The organism is Thiothrix lacustris DSM 21227, from assembly GCF_000621325.1.
GTDB classification, from domain to species: Bacteria; Pseudomonadota; Gammaproteobacteria; order Thiotrichales; family Thiotrichaceae; genus Thiothrix; species Thiothrix lacustris.
The window spans coordinates 109,214-124,246 of the sequence record NZ_KK211257.1 but is presented as its reverse complement, the minus strand read 5'-3'; the positions used below and the strand labels follow the sequence as shown (position 1 = coordinate 124,246).

Annotated in this window: 16 protein-coding genes and 1 tRNA gene; 3 read left to right on the top strand and 14 right to left on the bottom strand. The window is 53.8% G+C overall.

From position 1 onward, the window contains the following. Window positions 1-81: 81 nt before the first annotated feature. Genes modC through modA form a run of 3 tightly spaced genes read right to left on the bottom strand, consistent with a single transcriptional unit; the run spans window position 82 to window position 2,597 of the window. On the bottom strand, window positions 82-1,158 hold the full coding sequence (modC, locus tag Q394_RS0117270) for a molybdenum ABC transporter ATP-binding protein (RefSeq protein ID WP_028490342.1): 1,077 nt from the start codon (window positions 1,156-1,158) through the stop codon (window positions 82-84). A gap of 1 nt (window position 1,159) precedes the next feature. Further along, window positions 1,160-1,837 (bottom strand): molybdate ABC transporter permease subunit, encoded by a 678-nt coding sequence (gene modB / locus Q394_RS0117265; protein WP_028490341.1) that lies wholly within the window; start codon window positions 1,835-1,837, stop codon window positions 1,160-1,162. Next, window positions 1,827-2,597 carry a molybdate ABC transporter substrate-binding protein gene (modA, locus tag Q394_RS0117260; RefSeq protein WP_028490340.1) on the bottom strand — a complete coding sequence of 257 codons (771 nt, stop codon included), beginning with the start codon at window positions 2,595-2,597 and terminating at the stop codon, window positions 1,827-1,829. Before modA ends, modB begins: the two co-directional genes overlap by 11 nt. A gap of 80 nt (window positions 2,598-2,677) precedes the next feature. Between modA and Q394_RS0117255 the strand changes: the two genes are divergently transcribed. Next, window positions 2,678-3,994 (top strand): hypothetical protein, encoded by a 1,317-nt coding sequence (locus Q394_RS0117255; RefSeq protein ID WP_028490339.1) that lies wholly within the window; start codon window positions 2,678-2,680, stop codon window positions 3,992-3,994. A gap of 66 nt (window positions 3,995-4,060) precedes the next feature. Here the strand turns inward: Q394_RS0117255 and Q394_RS0117250 are convergent. The 10 genes from Q394_RS0117250 to Q394_RS21750 all read right to left on the bottom strand — a co-directional run bounded on the left by Q394_RS0117250 (window position 4,061) and on the right by Q394_RS21750 (window position 11,981). Further along, window positions 4,061-4,136: transfer RNA gene (locus Q394_RS0117250), tRNA-Thr, on the bottom strand. A gap of 42 nt (window positions 4,137-4,178) precedes the next feature. Continuing rightward, entirely contained in the window at window positions 4,179-4,445 is a 267-nt protein-coding gene (locus Q394_RS0117245; protein WP_028490338.1) for a hypothetical protein, read from the bottom strand. Next, a complete protein-coding gene (locus Q394_RS0117240) occupies window positions 4,445-6,166 on the bottom strand; it encodes a nickel-dependent hydrogenase large subunit (protein WP_028490337.1) in 1,722 nt (573 codons plus the stop codon). Before Q394_RS0117240 ends, Q394_RS0117245 begins: the two co-directional genes overlap by 1 nt. Before the next feature lie 10 nt (window positions 6,167-6,176). Beyond that, a complete protein-coding gene (locus Q394_RS0117235; protein WP_028490336.1) occupies window positions 6,177-6,626 on the bottom strand; it encodes a hypothetical protein in 450 nt (149 codons plus the stop codon). Further along, entirely contained in the window at window positions 6,623-7,906 is a 1,284-nt protein-coding gene (locus tag Q394_RS0117230; RefSeq protein ID WP_028490335.1) for a (Fe-S)-binding protein, read from the bottom strand. The genes Q394_RS0117235 and Q394_RS0117230 overlap by 4 nt, the downstream gene beginning before the upstream one ends. Continuing rightward, window positions 7,903-8,565, bottom strand: a complete 663-nt coding sequence (locus Q394_RS0117225) for a hypothetical protein (RefSeq protein WP_028490334.1) — start codon at window positions 8,563-8,565, stop codon at window positions 7,903-7,905. Before Q394_RS0117225 ends, Q394_RS0117230 begins: the two co-directional genes overlap by 4 nt. Further along, window positions 8,562-9,674, bottom strand: a complete 1,113-nt coding sequence (locus Q394_RS0117220) for a hydrogenase small subunit (protein ID WP_038141922.1) — start codon at window positions 9,672-9,674, stop codon at window positions 8,562-8,564. Before Q394_RS0117220 ends, Q394_RS0117225 begins: the two co-directional genes overlap by 4 nt. After that, on the bottom strand, window positions 9,655-10,080 hold the full coding sequence (locus Q394_RS21015; protein WP_051543536.1) for a hydrogenase expression/formation C-terminal domain-containing protein: 426 nt from the start codon (window positions 10,078-10,080) through the stop codon (window positions 9,655-9,657). Before Q394_RS21015 ends, Q394_RS0117220 begins: the two co-directional genes overlap by 20 nt. After that, window positions 10,077-10,592 (bottom strand): HyaD/HybD family hydrogenase maturation endopeptidase, encoded by a 516-nt coding sequence (locus Q394_RS21010; RefSeq protein WP_084260522.1) that lies wholly within the window; start codon window positions 10,590-10,592, stop codon window positions 10,077-10,079. Before Q394_RS21010 ends, Q394_RS21015 begins: the two co-directional genes overlap by 4 nt. Before the next feature lie 90 nt (window positions 10,593-10,682). Then, window positions 10,683-11,981 (bottom strand): AI-2E family transporter, encoded by a 1,299-nt coding sequence (locus tag Q394_RS21750; RefSeq protein ID WP_084260521.1) that lies wholly within the window; start codon window positions 11,979-11,981, stop codon window positions 10,683-10,685. 76 nt (window positions 11,982-12,057) lie between these two features. On the opposite strand from Q394_RS21750, the gene def reads away from it, so the two are divergent. Then, entirely contained in the window at window positions 12,058-12,591 is a 534-nt protein-coding gene (gene def, locus Q394_RS0117200; protein WP_038141920.1) for a peptide deformylase, read from the top strand. Window positions 12,592-12,699: 108 nt separating this feature from the next. After that, entirely contained in the window at window positions 12,700-13,449 is a 750-nt protein-coding gene (locus Q394_RS0117195) for a carbonic anhydrase (RefSeq protein ID WP_028490331.1), read from the top strand. A 49-nt stretch (window positions 13,450-13,498) separates the two neighbouring features. Here Q394_RS0117195 and Q394_RS0117190 read toward each other — a convergent pair whose 3' ends face one another. Further along, window positions 13,499-15,016 (bottom strand): ATP-binding protein, encoded by a 1,518-nt coding sequence (locus Q394_RS0117190; RefSeq protein ID WP_028490330.1) that lies wholly within the window; start codon window positions 15,014-15,016, stop codon window positions 13,499-13,501. Window positions 15,017-15,033 lie beyond the last annotated feature (17 nt).

Below are 15,033 nucleotides of genomic sequence, written 5' to 3'. Positions count from 1 at the left end.
AATACCAGAGGCGAGGCGGCTTGTGAGGAAAGATCACTACTACTTATTTAGCATCCCACACATACCCCCCATTCTTCCACCCTACAAAATGGCGGTTGCCTTGATCTGGGCGAACACCTGCATCCCCTTATGCAAACCCAACACGCTGGCAGATTTGTGGGTAATACTCGCCAGCAAGGCCGTATCTCCGACGTTCAGCCGCAACATGGTTCTCCCCTGCTGGTCATTGGCCAGCCCGGTAATCGTGGCGGGTAACACATTGAGAATGCTGGAATCCTGCACCGGATGCAGTGCAATCGCCACATCGCTGGCATAAACCCGCAACCGCAAGCGTTCCCCAACAGCAAACGCCTGCGCGGTCGGCAAGCTGATCTCACCACCGGAAAAGGCCATACGGGTGAGGTGAAATGCTGCCTCATACGCACTCACGGTTCCCGTCAAAATCGTGGATGCCTGCTGGCCTTGCGCCAAGGGTGAATCCAACGCCGTCATGGTTTCTTCCAGCGTGCCGGAACGCAGCACCTTGCCTTTTTCCAGCACCACCAGATAATCCGCCAGCCGGGTCACTTCCTGCGGGGAATGGGTGACGTAGAGGATGGGAATGTCGAGTTCGCTATTGAGACGGCTCAGGAACGGCAGGATTTCCTGTTTACGCTGCAAATCGAGCGCCGCTAGCGGTTCATCCATCAGCAGCACTTGTGGGCAAACCGCTAAAGCGCGGGCAATGGCAACCCGCTGGCGTTCGCCGCCGGAAAGCTTGTCCGGCATCCGTTCCAGCAAATGGCTGATACCCAGCAACTCCACTGCCTGTTCCAGCCCACGGGGGTTGCGCACGAATCCCGTCCGCTTACGCCCGAATTCCAGATTCTTGCGCACGTTCAGGTGCGGAAACAGGCTGGCTTCCTGAAACACATAGCCCAACGGGCGCTGGTGGGTAGGCAGGAAAATACCTTGCTTGCTGTCCTGCCAGCGCTTGCCGCGTACTTGCAGGAAACCTTCGCGAGGCCGTTCCAAGCCAGCAATGCAACGCAACAACGTGGTCTTGCCGGAACCGGAATGCCCGAACAGCGCTGTTACGCCCCGTTCTGGCAGGTTCAAGTCGGTTTCCAGCGTGAAATCGGGGAATGGCAGGTGAAACCGCGCATGGATTCCTTCCATATCAACGTTGCCTCCAAGGGTTCGGGGTCAGTGTGTACAGCACCAACAGCACCACGAACGAAAACACCAGCATCCCCGCCGATAGCCAGTGCGCTTGTGCGTATTCGCCAGTTTCGACATGGTTAAAAATCTGCATGGAAATCACCCGCGTCTTGTCAGGAATATTACCGCCCACCATCAATACCACACCGAATTCGCCAATGGTGTGCGCAAATCCCAGAATGGACGCGGTAAGAAATCCGGGGCGAGCCAGCGGAACCACCACGCTGAAAAACGTATCCAGCGGGCTGGCGCGTAGGGTCGCCGCGACTTCCAGCGGGCGCGTGCCAATTGCCTCAAAAGCATTCTGCAAAGGTTGTACCACGAATGGCAACGAGTAAATCACCGAAGCAATCACCAACCCACCGAAAGTAAACGGCAGCGTTCCCAGCCCAATGGCTTTGGTAAATTGCCCGACCGCACCCTGCGGCCCCATCAACACCAGTAGGTAAAAACCCAGCACTGCTGGTGGTAATACCAGCGGCAAGGCCACCAATGCGCCGATAATCCCTTTCCAGCGCGAAACCGTGTGCGCCAACCACCACGCAATGGGTGTGCCGACCAGCAGTAGGATAACGGTCACTAGACTTGCCAGTTTCAGGGTCAGCAGGATTGCGCCAAAGTCTTCGTCATTTAGCATCGCTTGTTGCCCATGTTGGCAAATCGTAGCCGTAGTCCTTGATCACGGCTTGGGCTGGTGCGGTTTTGAGGTAATCCAGCAGGGCTTTCGCCGCCGCATTGTTTTCCCCGGTTTTGAGCAGGATGACATCCTGAGACAGCGGCTCATACCAGTCTTGGGGAACCATCCAGCTAGAGCCGGTTGTATCCTTGATGACTTGTGAGAGCGCGACGAAACCCAGTTCAGCATTGCCGCTGCCGACAAATGCCTGCGTCTGGGCAATGCTATCACCCTGCACGATTTTGGGTTTCAGGGTGTCCAGCAACGCCATTTTTTCCATGACGCTCAGAGCAGCCTTGCCATACGGCGCGGTTTTGGGGTCAGCGATGGCGATGTGCTGGAAATCACCTGTTTTTAGCACCTCACCCTTGTCATCCACGTAATCCGGCTGGGCAGACCACAAGACCAGTTTCCCAATAGCGTAGGTATAACGGCTACCCGGCACATCCAGCTTTTCAGTTTCCAGTTTCATGGGGTTTTTCTGGTCGGCTGACAGAAACACCTCAAAGGGCGCACCGTGTTTCATTTGTTCCACCAGCTTGCCACTAGCACCGGCGGCGGTCAGCACCTTGTTGCCTGTCGCTTTCTCAAAATCAGCGGCAATTTTTTCCATTGGCTTGATGAAATTGGCGGCGACGGCGACATGCACCTCTTCTGCCCATGCGGTGACGGTGCTGAAGGCGATCACAGCAGTTAAACCAATGCGAATAAACAGTTTCATGGTGCGTTCCTTATATTACTGGTGAATAGACAGTACAATGGCGCAGCATTATACCCATCATCGCCAAGGCGGACGTATCCATGAGCATCGTCGACGAAAAATCCATTTTTATCGCCATGAAACAGGATGGGCCATTCGCCGTCCGTGACCAGATTTCTTTTGAGCACCCATTTTCTCGGCAAAACCGGCTATGGGCGAGAACTTTCCATCACAACAGGCAAATGGCTTCCAAGTACCGGGCAGTGCGTGACCAGTTATTCGACTTGTTACAGATTGAATCTTTCGATGAAATTCCCGACTTGATCCAGAACCCGCTGCTGCGGGCGCAACGCAGCGAACGCGCTTACCGGCTGCTGGGGAATTTGTTCGGGATTAGCGGTGAACTGTCCGAAATACGCGGCAAAATCCACGAATACATGAATACCGCCGATGCGGTGATCGGGCAAATTCGCAACAAGGTACTGGCAGCTTACAGCTCCAACATCGAGATCAGCAACGAGATTGAAACCTCGAAAAACCCGGTAGACCTGCTGCTGATGATTTTCGACGACCGCTACCACAAAAAAATCCGCTTCGAGGCCAAACGCAAACTGGTGCTGATGGGGTTGGCCGGTTCCATTGACCAACGCGAGCGCGAAACCGATATTGAAAACAAGTTTTCTGCCTTTCTGAGCTTCCTTAATCAATTTGTCTGGAGCCCGCAGCTCAAGATCGGCGAGCTGGAAATTGCTTACCTTGCCAGCCGCCACGACAGCACCGATTTCAGTTGCACCGAGGTCGACGTCATTGATGCGGAGACTGCCCGCCATCTGCATGAATTTGCTGAAAACGAAAAACTCACCTTGGTCAAACGCCGCCTGTTCCACAGCAATGGTCAGGAAATCCCGGTATACGTCACGGTGCGCAAAAAGGATTCTGCCGCCAAGGTGCTGAAACTGTTACGTAAGAATGAGAAAAATCCGGCCGCTGCTGTTGATGACGAACTGGGGTTAATGGCGGTACTGGATAACGTCAACCATATAAAACGGCTGGTACGGCATCTGACCCGTGCCGCTGTTAAAGCTGGTTCCATGATGATTCTGGAAGACATTTCGGACACGCTGGCGGGCAACAACTACGATGCGACTTCAGTCGGCAGCAGTAACAAAACCCAGATGCTGAAGTTTTTTGCACGTATGGGCGGAATGCGAGTGGAATTCATCATCCACACCAACCAGAGTTACCTCAACTACCGTTACCAGCGCGGCACTTCGCACGATGAATACGAAGTACGGCGGCTGTTCGATTCTGGTGTGACTGAGTTTCTGTTTCCTTACGAGATTTACCGACTGGATATGACGCAAGTGCGCGAAAAGCAGTTGCAGCGTTTCAGGAAGATCATTGAGCAACAAGGGTGATGTGACATTCACGCCCCCAAACGCAGGCAAAAAAAAAGGACTGCATTAATGCAATCCTTTTTAATTTGGTGCCGGCACCACGAATCGAACGCGGGACCTACTGATTACAAGTCAGTTGCTCTACCAACTGAGCTACGCCGGCTTTGAAGTTGCGCATTCTATAAAACCTTATGAGGGTGTGCAACTATTTTTTCAACTTTTTGTCTATTTTCACAACAAGCGGTTTATTATGGTCGATGAGCGGTATTATAACGCTCCACTTTTTCAGCACAAAAAACACCACCGTCGCCACCACGCACGCAAACACATACTCCAACCCACTCCCAATCAACCAAAAATGCTCGGTATTCGGCTCAGACAAAAAATGGTGCGGAAACCCATCCTGATGCGCCGCCACAACGTCACTCGCGACCAGCAAACCACCGGCAACCAACCGTTTCACTTTACTCATTATTGAATCTCCACTTTAATCAGCTCTTCCCCATCCGGGTCGGTCACATGCACGGCGCAAGCAATGCACGGGTCGAAACTGTGGATGGTGCGCAAAATCTCCACCGGCTGTTTCGGGTCATGCAGCTCGTGGCCTTTGAGCGAAGCTTCATACGCCCCCGCCTGATTTTGCACGTCACGCGGCCCGGCATTCCAAGTACTCGGCACGACAGCCTGATAGTTGGCGATCTTTTCATCCTTGATCACGATCCAATGCGCCAGTGCACCACGCGGGGCTTCCATATAACCGACGCCTTGCGCTTTGGATGGCCAGCTTGACGGCTCCCACAAGGTTTCGTTGAAGGTCTTGGTATCGCCCGCCTTGATATTGGCGATGAGATTGTCGAACCAGGTTTGCATCTTGTCGGCAACAATCTTGGTTTCCAGCGTGCGGGCAGCGGTGCGCCCCATCGTGGAATACAGCGCCTCAATCGGCAGATCCAGATATTTCAGCGCGTAATCGACCAGCGCCTTGGTGTGTTCGTGCCCGGTGGCGTACAGCATCAGCACACGGGCAAGTGGCCCAACCTCAACCGCCTGACCTTTCCAGCGCGGCGATTTCATCCACGAATACGACTGATCAACTTCGAGTTGGGTGTAAGGCGGTTTGGGGCCCGTGTAATTCAGCTCAGTTTCGCCCGCGTAAGGGTGCAAGCCCTTATCCTTGCCCTCGCTGTAGTCGTACCATGAGTGGGCAACAAATTCCTGAATCTGGTCTTCGGCATTCAAATCAACCGGGTGGATTTTCGACAAGTCGCGATTGAGGATTACACCGGAGGGAATCAGGAACGAGGCCGGATCATCCATGCCCTTTTCCGGGAAATCACCGTAAGTCATGAAATTGCCCAAGCCTTCACCCTGCTTGAACCAGTCCTTGTAGAAACTGGCGATGGCGAGCGTATCCGGCACGTAGACCTGATCGACGAACACCTGCATTTTCTTGATGATGTCCTGCACCTTCGACAGCTTTTCCATGTTGAGGGCGGAATCAGAATTCAGGTCAATCGGGCACGGCACGCCACCGACGAGGAAGTTGGGGTGCGGGTTTTTCCCGCCGAAAATGGTGTGTAATTTCGCCACATCGCGTTGCCACGCCAGCGCTTCAAGGTAGTGTGAAACTGCCATCAAATTGGCTTCCGGCGGCAGCTTGTAGGCGGGATGCCCCCAATACGCCTTAGCGAAAATGCCCAATTGCCCGGCTTCAACAAATTTCTTCAGCTTGGCCTGCTGATCGGCGAAATAACCGGCGGAGGAATTCGGCCAGCTTGGTGAAACCTTTTGCGCAAGGTCGGAAGTCGCCTTAGGGTCGGCCTTGAGCGCAGACACCACATCCACCCAGTCGAGCGCGTGCAAGTGATAAAAGTGCATCACATGATCATGCACGTATTGCGCCGCGATCATCAGGTTGCGGATCAGTTGCGCATTGGGCGGAATGCTGTAATTCAGCGCATTTTCCACCGAGCGCACCGAGGCGATGCCGTGCACCAGCGTACACACACCGCAGATGCGTTGCGCATACGCCCAAGCGTCACGCGGGTCGCGCCCACGCAGGATGATTTCAATACCGCGCACCATCGTTCCGGCGGAATACGCCTGTTCGATAGTATTACCGTTCATTTGCGCTTCGATACGCAAGTGGCCTTCGATGCGGGTGATGGGGTCGACAACGACACGTTCAGTCATGTGGGTATCCTCAAATGTCGTTCAAGAATTGATCAAGGAGGCGGTATTGGGCTTCGCTTTCCTCGTGCATGGATTCGTCGGCGGATTCAATCATGCCGCAGGTACGCGCCAGCCGCGCATTGGCGGCAGCTTCCCACGCGGGCGATTTGGCCTGTTTCGCCGAAGCGACCAAAGCAGAAGCGGCACGGGCGACGAAATAGCCAGCCTGCGCCTGCCAGTCGCTGTCAGCACCGCAACGGGTGTGGCTTTCCAGCGCGGCGGCCTTGGCATTTTTGAAGGCCAGCGCCAGTTCGTCGTCAGCCACGGTTTCAGCGTTAGAAGCCGTATCCAGCACTTTCGCCACCACCGGGTCAGCGCTCAGTGCCAGCACATTGCGCACAAAGGCAGAACCTACCCGGCGTTGCTGTGCCAGCGGCAATTGTTCCAGCGCCTGTTTGAAATCAGCGTCATTCATGATCATGCTGCACCTCCCTTGTCTTTGCGCTCCACCAGATGTTCGGCGATCATTTCGGTTAAACCGACCACCGGCATATCCATCTGGTTTACTTCCAGCCCTTCTTCCAACTGGATACGGCAGTTGGCGCAAGCCGTTACCAGCGTGTCGACCTTGAGTTCATCGAGCTGCTTTTTCTTGCGCTGGAAGGCTTTCATCTTCACTTCTTCCGCATCTTCATTGGCGCTGACACCACCGCCTGCGCCGCAGCACCAGTTCATGGTGCCGTGGTCGGCCATTTCCACGAAGTTTTTCGCCACCATGTTCATCAGGTTGCGCGGTTGTTGCACCACGCCACCGCGCCGTACCAACTGGCAAGGGTCGTGGAAGGTCATTTTGGCGTCCTCGAAACCTTCGGTTTCCAGCAAGCCTGCTACCCGTAATTCATCCAGCACTTCGACAATGTGCTTGGCGGCGAAGGTGTACGGGCGACCAATCAGGTTGGGCCCTTCCCAACGCAAGGCGGTGTAAGCGTGCCCACATTCGGGGCTGATCACGGTTTTGACTTTGAGCTTTTCGGCGGCAGCCACCACCCGACTGACCAACTCCCGCGCAATGTCGGACGAGCCAATCTGGATGCCGGAATTGGTGGCCTCGAAACACTCTGAACTCAACGTCCAAGTCTTGCCTGCGTTGGTAAGAATTTTGGCAACCGCTTCCAAGTACTCGGGGTAATTCATGATTTCCATCGAGGACAGCATCAGCAGGTATTCCGCGCCCTCCTTGTCGAAGGGGACCTCCATGCCAGTGTGTTTTTCGACGTGTTTGACCTGTGCTTGCAGGGCAGGCAGTTTCACCCCCATCGGGCTGCCGATCTGTACGGCACGGGTGGATGCGCCGATCAAGCCTTCCGGCGCGTGACCGGAGGCAACCATGCCTTCACGCATCTTGCGGATCATGTAGGTAATGTCGTTACCGACTGGGCAAACTGCCGAACAACGTCCGCACAGTGAGCAGTTGTTGTAGACCAGTTCCTGCCATTCGGCGAGTTCTGCGTCGGTCACGGGTTTGCTCAAGCCCAGCTTGGCTTTGAGTTTGCCGATCAGGGTGTATTCCTGTTCCCACACGCGGCGCATTGGCTCCAGCTTGTAGATGGGCGTGAACTTGGGGTCAGGGTTTTCGGTGTAGAACAAACAGGCTTCCGCACACATCCCGCAGGAAACGCAGGAAGAAAAGAAGCTCGCCATTGGCGCGTCGATTTGCGCCTTGAAGGCGTTGATACCGCGTTCGAGTGTCAGTGCGCTCATGATTTAACCCCCCGCATTCCCATTGTCGCGCCGTTATACCAGCGGGACAGAAACAGTGTGAAAGCGTGCATCAGCTTGGTAAACGGGAACAGCACCAGCAGCAATTCCACGCTGAGAATATGCAAGCCCAGCATCATCTGCGGCGACAGCAACAAGTGGTGGTAAGCCATGTAGCCCGTCAGCAGCGGCAAAAACGTCACTGCCCACACCACGTAATCACCCGGCTTTGACAGGAAGCGTTTCACCGGATGGCGCAGGCGATGCACCAGCACCGCAATCAGCGCAATCATGGTCACGACCGCAAACGCATCCACCACCGGGGTAGGCAAATTCGGCCAACCAAACCCAATCACGCTTTTGATCAGCGCAATATGTGCCGCCAACAGGAAGATCACCACAAACAGGCCAATGTGGAACACATACCCCGCCACGATAGTGAACAGAGAACGCTCAAACGTGGCCTTATCCGCCGGGATGGAACGTCGCCACATTTCACGCAGGCCGCCCTGCATCGGGTCGCCTTTACTCACGGCGAAATTGTGTTTGCGCCCCAGCGAGAGGATTTCAAACAGACGTAAGACCAAACCCGCGACAAAGATCACCACGGCAACGGTAAACGCTGGCCCTTTTACCCATAACAGGAAATCGACTTCATTCATGACGGTGACTCCTGATTCAATTCATCGACGGTGACGGTTTTGTGCAAACTATCAGCATCCATCTTGGCTTTCTTGTTCATCGCACCAGCGGCGACCCCGACGGCAATCCCGGCGGCAGCGGCATAAACAGCCGTTTGCCCCGTCATACCGGTGGGAATGGATAGCGCCTTATAGAAGCCGCCGAAATCCCAAAAGTTGGGTTCGGAACAGCCAATGCAACCATGCCCGGCTTCAATCGGGAAGCTGGTGCCTTCGTTCCATTTGAGGGTGGCGCAAGCGTTGTACGTGACGGGCCCTTTGCAGCCGAGCTTGTACAAACACCAGCCTGCTTTTGCGCCTTCGTCATCGAAAGTTTCCGCAAACAGACCGCGTTCGTAAAACGGACGGCGGTAGCAACGGTCGTGGATATTTTGCCCGTAAAACGCTTTCGGACGCCCCAGACTGTCCAGCTCAGGTATACCAAACGTCAGAATGTGGGCAATCGTGCCGGTAATCACCACCGGAATCGGCGGGCAACCGGACACGTTAATGATCGGCTTGTCCTTGATGATGTCGGCAACAGAAACCGCGCCCGTCGGGTTCGGATCAGCTTTCGGCAAACCACCGAAGGCAGCGCACGTCCCCACCGCGATAATGGCTGCGGCGCCTGCGGCAGCTTCTTTCAACATATCCAGATTGCTGATACCGGCGATAGTGGAAAAGCCGGGGTTGCCGATTGGAATAGAACCATCCACGACCAGCACGTACTTGCCGTAGTGTTCTTTCATCGCCTCGGCACGGGCTTCTTCCGCACCATAACCAGAGGCGGCTTGCAGGGTATGGTGGTAATCCAGCGAGATGGCATCGAAGATCAAGCCTTCGATACTAGGGCTGTGGGAACGGGTCAGAGATTCGGTACAGCCAGTGCATTCCTGAAAGGAAAGCCAGATCACCGAAGGGCGTTTGGCCTGTTCCAGCGCTGCCGCGATTTTCGGCACCATCGCCGGGGCAAGCGCCATGCTGGAAGCCAGCAGGCCGCAGAATTTCAGGAAACCACGTCGCGAAATACCTTGCGAGCGTAGGCGTTCGCCTAAGGTTTCCTCGTGGGGTTCATGTTGCGTCGTCCTCATTATCATTTTCCTCCATCGCGAGAATCGTGGTCATGGTCGCCAAGCCTTCCTTAATGTCGTCGCATTGGGAACGCAGGATTTCCGGCACATGACCAATTTCGATGAAATAACCGATACGTTTGTCGTTGTCGTCAAAGTGTTCAACACGCCAGATGCCAGCATAGCTGCTTTCACGCAGGCGGGTTTTGCCCAGCACATTGAGGGTCAGGTCGATTTCGCCTTCACCCAGAAAATCATCCAGTGCCGCATATTCCTGTGGTGAAAACGGCAAGCTGTGCAAGTCGATCATGCCGTGCGTGCCATGCGCAATCAGCTCACTCAGTGCTTGACGGATTTCGTGCTGCACGGGGCGCAGGTTGCCCGTGACGGCGGCTTCGGCGTGAACAGGAATAGCATGTAGACTCATAGCGCGATCTCCAACTTGGGTGCTTGACGGAGAGGTCGGCACGGCGGATGCGCCTCGAACTCCCACTTTTGTAAGACATTGGCAGCCAGACGGCCTGCCAGCGGAATATTGTGCTTTACCCGCTGTGTTGGCTGCTCGCCCCACCCAAAGGTCTGGTACTGGATACCGATCAAGGCGCGGTGTTTGGGTAAGTGATCGGTCAGGCGGGCAATATCCATCAAATCCAGCAAACCCACTTCATGGGCGCTGCGCTTGGCTGTACCGAGAAAATGATCCATCGCCTCATTTTCGTAACAGCACAAGGTACCGGGGGCTGCATTCAATTCCACCGCATCCAGCACCAGCAAGTGATCGTGTTCTTCGATATCGCTGGCGAGGGTAAAGCTCAGTGTCCCGCCATCCAGATAGGTCACATCCGGGAACGTAGGAAAACACCTTTCCATGAAGTTGAGAAGATGGATGCCGATCCCTTCATCCTGTAACAGGATATTGCCAATACCTAACACCAACATAATGATTCACTTATTAAGTTTAATTGCCATGACAGACATTGTGGCGTGTTTCGGCAATAAGTGCTTGATATTGGTCAATACAAATGAAAATCACATCTTACGGTAACGAATCGCATGACCAAACAGGTAAATGCACACCGGCAACCCCAAGATCAAGCCCCAGATATGGAACAACTTACCACCAACCGTGAGGATAATCAGCACGATCACCGGGTTAACCCGCAGACGTGCGCCATAAATCAGCGGGTTCAAGAGGTAGCCTTCCACTAAATGAATAACGATGATCATGCCAATGCTCAACAGCATCAGATTCGCGCCGCCGGTATTCAGCGCGATCAGGCAAATCGGCACTGAACTGATGAAGACGCCCGCCACCGGCACAAAACTAAACAAGAAGACCAGCACGGCAAGGAAGGCCATGTGCTCGCCCATCCCTAAAAATGACACCCCAATCGCGGTCAACACCGTATTCACACACGCAATGTAAAACTGCGCCTGCATGGCATGACCCAATACTTTACCGAACTGGTAGATATTATCCGCCACTTCCACGTAGATAAAGCGTAAACGGGTATTTTCCAAATCGCGCACACTTGCGGTCAAATGCGGCAAGTCCAGCACAATCAGGAAAGCAAACAACAGCGCCAGCAAGAAAGTAGTCAAAATCCCCAAGGCTTGGCTGCTGAAATGGGTCAGCTTATCCAGCCCCACTTTCACCGCTTCCCGCCCATCCACTGGCTTATTTTCGCCTGTCACAAAGCCCAGTAATAAACTGGTGGGAGAATCCCGGAAAGCGCGAGGTGCAGCCTCAACAACGCCTGTGGCTGGATTGGCCACCACGGCACCATTCGGCACCGGCAGCGTGGCAGGTGCTGCCCATGCAGGAATAGCCGGAGCCGGTGTTGCTGCGACAGGCGGGCGCCGTAATTCAGGAATAGCCTCTTGCAACACGGGGTAACGTTCCGCTAGTGCCAGCACTTCCGTATCAATACGCTCCATATAGACAAAGAAGCCCTTCGCAAACCCTGTCGCCTGTTGGTACACCTGAGGTGCAAGGAACAAACTGACCGTAATGATTGCCCCCAAAAACAAGGTTCCAACCAACATCACCACCGGTACGCGCAGCCAACGCATCCGCCGAGTTAGCATATCCACAATGCCCGATTGCAGGTAGGCAAACACAAATGTCAAAAAAATCAGGGTAAAAAATGAGCTAAGCAAGGTTAGCAGACCAAAAATGAGACCCCACACCAGCAAACGACTCAATAAGGGCAGCACATGCTCCCAGCGAATTTTAGGTTGTCTGATTGGCGAAGGAAGAAATAAGCCTGAGTTAGTATTTTCATTATTAGGCAGCATTAAACGACTCTCAACAAAGGTGGATGTCATCAGTATAACATCATCCCACTAAAGTATAATGACATTCAGAAACTGTTCAACTATTAGTCATATCGAGTAAGTAATCATGCCCGAACCCAACATCCTACGCATCGCTCAGCAAGGCGAACCCATCCTAGCGCAACGGGCGGCGAACGTAACCAATCTACACGATGCCACCATTCAAAACCTGATCGATGACATGCAAGCCACTCTGCTGGCGGCCAATGGGGTTGGCATTGCTGCACCCCAAGTATTCATCTCACTACGCATCATTATTATTGCCTCACGCCCTAATCCACGCTACCCGGATGCACCGCTGATGGAGCCACTAGCCATGATCAACCCTGAAATTTGCTGGCAATCGCCAGACACCTGTACGGGCTGGGAAGGCTGCTTAAGTGTGCCGGACGCACGCGCTCCAGTCAGCCGCTCCAACCATTTGCGAGTGCGTTATCTAACACGCAAAGGTGAAATCATCGAAACCGAATATGTCGGATTTGTGGCGCGTATTATCCAACACGAATGTGACCAGTTGGATGGTGTGCTCTTTCCTGAGCGGGTCACAGACGCGACCGAAATACTCAGTGAAGCCATGTTTCAAAAAATTATGATAAAATAATTTAACATTTGATTATCAATCTTCTACTGTGTTTTCCAAGTGACTTTCCTATAATCGCGCCCGATTATTGAATCGCGCAAAGTTTTATCTAAAAAGAGGAGAGACCACATGAAACCATGGTTAGCCACGGGCATATTATTACTATCCGCAGGGTTCGCTCACGCCGAGGAAGCCCATACTACCCATTGGACGTATGACGGCGCTGAAGGCCCCGAATACTGGGGTGAACTGGCTGATACCTACAAAACCTGCTCCACAGGCAAAAACCAATCCCCTATCAATCTCGACAGCAAAGTTGAAATCGAAGCCGAACTGTCGCCGTTGACCCTGGCTTACCAAGCGGGTGGCAACGAAGTGCTCAACAACGGTCACACCATTCAGGTCAAATATGAGCTAGGCAGTACCCTGACGCTGGATGGGTACGCTTTCGAGCTAAAGCAATTCCACTTCCACGCCCCCAGCGAAAACCAGATTGACGGCCAGTCTTACCCAATGGAAGCACATCTAGTACATGCTGACAAAGACGGCAATCTCGCCGTGGTCGCCCTCATGTTTGCAGAAGGCGCAAAGAACAATGCCGGTCTAGAACAGTTCTGGCCACAAATGCCAGCCAAAGCGGAAGAAACCGCTGCCCTGACAGCCAAGACTGACGTTTCCAAACTGTTGCCAGCCAATCATGATTACTACCGTTTCAACGGCTCGTTGACCACACCACCGTGTACCGAAGGGGTTGTCTGGTTGGTCATGAAACAGCCCGTCATTGCCTCCAAAGCACAGATCGAGAAGTTCACCCAGATCATGGGGCATCCGAACAACCGTCCGGTGCAGGCGGTAAATGCACGCCCTGTGTTGAAGTAACGCCTCCGGTGCGGGCAGGCTATCCTTTGGGTAGCCTGTCTAACCAAACTCAAGCAGATTCTGCCGGAAACACCACCTCAATCAACAACCCACCCAAGGGCGAATGCGCTGCTTGGATCGTGCCGCCATGTGCTTCCACACCATTCTTGCAGATCGATAAACCCAAGCCGGAACCACCCAAGGCACGGCTACGCGACTTATCCACCCGAAACAGGCGCTCAAACAAGCGTGGTAGCGCCGCATCTGGCACACCCGGCGCACTATCCTGAATACTGACCATCACCTTGTTGCCTTGCTGCTGTGCCAGTATTTCCACCTGTCCGCCTTCATCGGTGTAGCGGTAACTATTGCCCAACAGATTGCTGAACAATTGGCGAAGTCGCTCGGCATCACCACGTATCCATAACGGTTGTTGCGGGTCGAAGCGTGTTGTCAGGCTGATATGCTTTTCCTGCAATCGCGCCTGTGCACTCAAGGCTGTATCCGTCAGTACTGCGGTCAAATCCACAGGTTCAGCCACGAGGCTCAGTTCAGCGCTATCCGACAACGCCAGTTGGTACAAATCCTCCACCAATTTACCCATCCCCAGCACATCCATGTGTAGGGACTGGATACGCTCCAGTGTCGGTTGACGAATGCCATCCAGCAACGCCTCGATTTCACTGCGCAAAACGGCAATCGGGGTACGTAATTCGTGCGAAATATCCGCGATCCATTGCTGGCGCATGATTTCATTGTGCTGCAAGGCTTCAGCCAAGGTATTGAAGGCCTGTGCCAAACGCCCTAATTCATCTTGCGTCGTCACCTCAATACGCGTCTCGAATTTTCCAGCCGTCAAGGTTTGTGCCCCCTGTGTCAAAGAATGTACTGGACGCAACAAATGCCTGACCAAGAGAATAGCCAACAGGAAAGAAAGCCCCGTCGCAAACAGCGCAATCAGATACAAGTTACGCACTTGCTGATCCAGAAAAGATCGCGCCAAACCGTTCGTTACCACACCGCCCTGCCAGACCATTAACCAACCAACCAGCTTGCCAGATGTACGAATTTCCACCTTCGTCACGTCACGCCGACCACTGCGATCACCGGGGCTAACTCCCACATGACGAAAATCACCCACCACCTGTTGCTGATCAATATCACGCAAGCTTAGACGCACCGCCAGCGGCGGTGGCTTATCCTGATCTGGCGGTGGTAACTTTGCTCGATCTGGCGGTGGCAGATGTGCTCGATCTGGAGGCAAAGCACCCGGTGGCGGAAAAGGTGGTGGCTGCCCTGTTAATCCGGCCGGATGTTGTGGTGGTAGCGGCGCGGACTCCCCCAAATCTCCCAGCAATTTTTCCCATTGTTGCGGATCATCACGCAGGAAATCCCAACTGTTATGGTTCGCAAATTCAGTCCCTAGCACTTCGGCGAGTTCTTGTACTTTGTCCAATTCCTCTGCATGGTGGTAAGCTGTGAAGCCTGTGCGAAAGCTCCAATTCATGAACACCACCATGACCAGCACCACCATAATGGTCGCAAGCAACATCGCCAGAAACAGTCTAGGAAAAATATTCAATCGCATGGAATTAATACCTCTGC

Coding starts and splice junctions, on each gene's coding strand:
- modC (WP_028490342.1), bottom strand. CDS start 1,158: ATGGAAGGAATCCATGCGCGGTTTCACCTGCCATTCCCCGATTTCACG.
- modB (WP_028490341.1), bottom strand. CDS start 1,837: ATGCTAAATGACGAAGACTTTGGCGCAATCCTGCTGACCCTGAAACTG.
- modA (WP_028490340.1), bottom strand. CDS start 2,597: ATGAAACTGTTTATTCGCATTGGTTTAACTGCTGTGATCGCCTTCAGC.
- Q394_RS0117255 (WP_028490339.1), top strand. CDS start 2,678: ATGAGCATCGTCGACGAAAAATCCATTTTTATCGCCATGAAACAGGAT.
- Q394_RS0117245 (WP_028490338.1), bottom strand. CDS start 4,445: ATGAGTAAAGTGAAACGGTTGGTTGCCGGTGGTTTGCTGGTCGCGAGT.
- Q394_RS0117240 (WP_028490337.1), bottom strand. CDS start 6,166: ATGACTGAACGTGTCGTTGTCGACCCCATCACCCGCATCGAAGGCCAC.
- Q394_RS0117235 (WP_028490336.1), bottom strand. CDS start 6,626: ATGATCATGAATGACGCTGATTTCAAACAGGCGCTGGAACAATTGCCG.
- Q394_RS0117230 (WP_028490335.1), bottom strand. CDS start 7,906: ATGAGCGCACTGACACTCGAACGCGGTATCAACGCCTTCAAGGCGCAA.
- Q394_RS0117225 (WP_028490334.1), bottom strand. CDS start 8,565: ATGAATGAAGTCGATTTCCTGTTATGGGTAAAAGGGCCAGCGTTTACC.
- Q394_RS0117220 (WP_038141922.1), bottom strand. CDS start 9,674: ATGAGGACGACGCAACATGAACCCCACGAGGAAACCTTAGGCGAACGC.
- Q394_RS21015 (WP_051543536.1), bottom strand. CDS start 10,080: ATGAGTCTACATGCTATTCCTGTTCACGCCGAAGCCGCCGTCACGGGC.
- Q394_RS21010 (WP_084260522.1), bottom strand. CDS start 10,592: ATGTTGGTGTTAGGTATTGGCAATATCCTGTTACAGGATGAAGGGATC.
- Q394_RS21750 (WP_084260521.1), bottom strand. CDS start 11,981: ATGACATCCACCTTTGTTGAGAGTCGTTTAATGCTGCCTAATAATGAA.
- def (WP_038141920.1), top strand. CDS start 12,058: ATGCCCGAACCCAACATCCTACGCATCGCTCAGCAAGGCGAACCCATC.
- Q394_RS0117195 (WP_028490331.1), top strand. CDS start 12,700: ATGAAACCATGGTTAGCCACGGGCATATTATTACTATCCGCAGGGTTC.
- Q394_RS0117190 (WP_028490330.1), bottom strand. CDS start 15,016: ATGCGATTGAATATTTTTCCTAGACTGTTTCTGGCGATGTTGCTTGCG.